Source organism: Brunnivagina elsteri CCALA 953 (assembly GCF_002289455.1).
Classification (GTDB): Bacteria; Cyanobacteriota; Cyanobacteriia; order Cyanobacteriales; family Nostocaceae; genus Brunnivagina; species Brunnivagina elsteri.
In genome coordinates this window covers 1-2039 of record NZ_NTFS01000671.1, presented here as the reverse complement: position 1 = coordinate 2039, position 2039 = coordinate 1, and the positions used below count along the sequence as shown (strand labels likewise).

Genomic DNA, 2039 nt, shown 5'->3' with positions numbered 1-2039 from the left:
AAGAACCCCACCCCCTGCCCCCTACCCCGCTTGCGGGGCAGGGCTGATATAATTGATAATTAATATTTAAATCATGAATAATCAATAATGATTAACTTTTAACTTTTAACCAATGATAAATCACCCCTGTGTTGTTTCTGCTCAATGGCTATTAGATAATATTGATAATCCGCAAATTGTAATCATCGATTGTCGTTTTTCGCTTGCCGATTCACAACTCGGAAAGCAACAGTATCAAACTAATCATATCAGCAATGCTTATTATCTCGATCTAAATTTAGACCTTTCCAGTTCCGTTACAGAACATGGGGGAAGACATCCCCTACCAAACATAGATGAATTATCTCAAAAGCTATCAGCAATTGGGGTTAATTCTCAAACTAGTCAATCTCCAACAACTTTTGTCGTAGCATATGATGATTCTCGATTTGCTTTTGCATCAAGATTATGGTGGTTATTACGTTACTTAGGACATGAAAAAGTTGCAGTACTTGATGGAGGATTTGCTGGATGGCAATCATTGGGTTATCCCGTGACTGATATTATTCCCGAACAGCGAAATACTAATTCTATTCCAAATTTTATCCCCAACATTCAACCGCAAATGATGGTTGATTTTACAACTGTCAAAACTCGTAAAGACTTATCTGGTATAACTTTAGTAGACTCAAGAGAATGCGATCGCTATCTTGGGATTAAGGAACCAATTGACAAAATCGCCGGACATATCCCTGGTGCTGTAAATTATCCTTGGCAAGATGTTTCTGATACTAACGGCTATTTACTTCCTCAAGTTCAGCAACAGCAACGTTGGCAAGAAATTCAAGATAGCGACGAAATTCTAGTCTATTGTGGTTCTGGTGTTACAGCATGTGTAAATCTACTATCTTTAGAATTGGCTGGTATTTCTAATACTAAATTATATGCTGGTAGTTGGAGTGATTGGATTAGTTATGAGCTTTGAGTTAGGAATTAGGAATTAGGAGTTAATTAGCATTATATATTTTTTCCTTGTCTGCATTTTCCTACTAAGGGAACACCAAAAGATAAATTATTCCAAATTGTAGGGGTGGGATTTCCCCACCCTCACTAATGATATGATTAAACATCGTCTATCTTGAGAAGTGTAATTTTCCATAAAGACCTTGAGATTACTAAGCTTAGACGCATCTAAATGACATCTTTTTAACCCTGAAAGCCTTGCTATGAGGTTTTCGGTATACAAATTAAGTGAGTTTTAGCTTACCCTGCGGAAAGTCGAAGAAGCCCGTCTACCTGACGTTGCAATGACGCATTTGAATCGCTAAAAAAACTCCGGGTTTCATCATGGACAAGGTTTAGTAAATATATGGTTGAGATATTTTATTTTCTGGAAATCCCTAACCATTAACAATAATTAATTAAAATCTACCCAATTCCCAGTTATAATTAAAATTAAAAAACCAACCATTAAAATTGATGCTCGATTCTGTCGAATTGCCCATAGAAACACCTGCTTGAGCGCTAACACTACTAGTATCCGAAAGTCTATAGTTTAAACTACTAAATAAACGATGGTAAAAGTCTTCGCGATCGCGTTCGGTAAAGTTAGATAAATTTACTTGATAATTCAGCCCTACTTGTAGCGGTTTTTGCAAGTAATAGTTTAAAGCCAGCGATAGCGAATTAATTACACGATTACGTTTTTCAGGGGTTTCTGCCAAACTGACGCGAAATTCATAATAGCTATCCAGCATCAATTTTGACGAAAGGGGGTCTCTACGTGCTAATGATAGGTGAAACGAATTTTCATTTAGAAAGCGATCGCCCGATGCAAATCTATAACGCTTACTATCTCTGGCATAAAATAACTGTTGGTTACTCCAGCCAATTTCACCATACATTCGTTTCGAGAGTTGACGATATAAATCTACATTAAAACGAAGTTGATTATAGTTAAATTCTGATTGGTCAATGTAACTAATAATATTGCCATCAATTGAACCACTTAAGTATGTTTTTGCCCCCAATTTCAAAGGGGCACTTGCGAGAGTCAATCC

Annotated in this window: 1 protein-coding gene and 1 pseudogene; one reads left to right on the top strand and one right to left on the bottom strand. The window is 36.6% G+C overall.

The features are described 5' to 3' along the window. The first annotated feature begins 112 nt into the window (after positions 1–112). Positions 113–964 carry a sulfurtransferase gene (locus CK510_RS29710; RefSeq protein ID WP_095725033.1) on the top strand — a complete coding sequence of 284 codons (852 nt, stop codon included), beginning with the start codon at positions 113–115 and terminating at the stop codon, positions 962–964. A gap of 436 nt (positions 965–1400) precedes the next feature. Here the strand turns inward: CK510_RS29710 and CK510_RS29705 are convergent. Further along, positions 1401–2039 (bottom strand): annotated as a pseudogene (locus CK510_RS29705) (hypothetical protein); the annotation flags it as partial.

Coding starts and splice junctions, on each gene's coding strand:
- CK510_RS29710 (WP_095725033.1), top strand. CDS start 113: ATGATAAATCACCCCTGTGTTGTTTCTGCTCAATGGCTATTAGATAAT.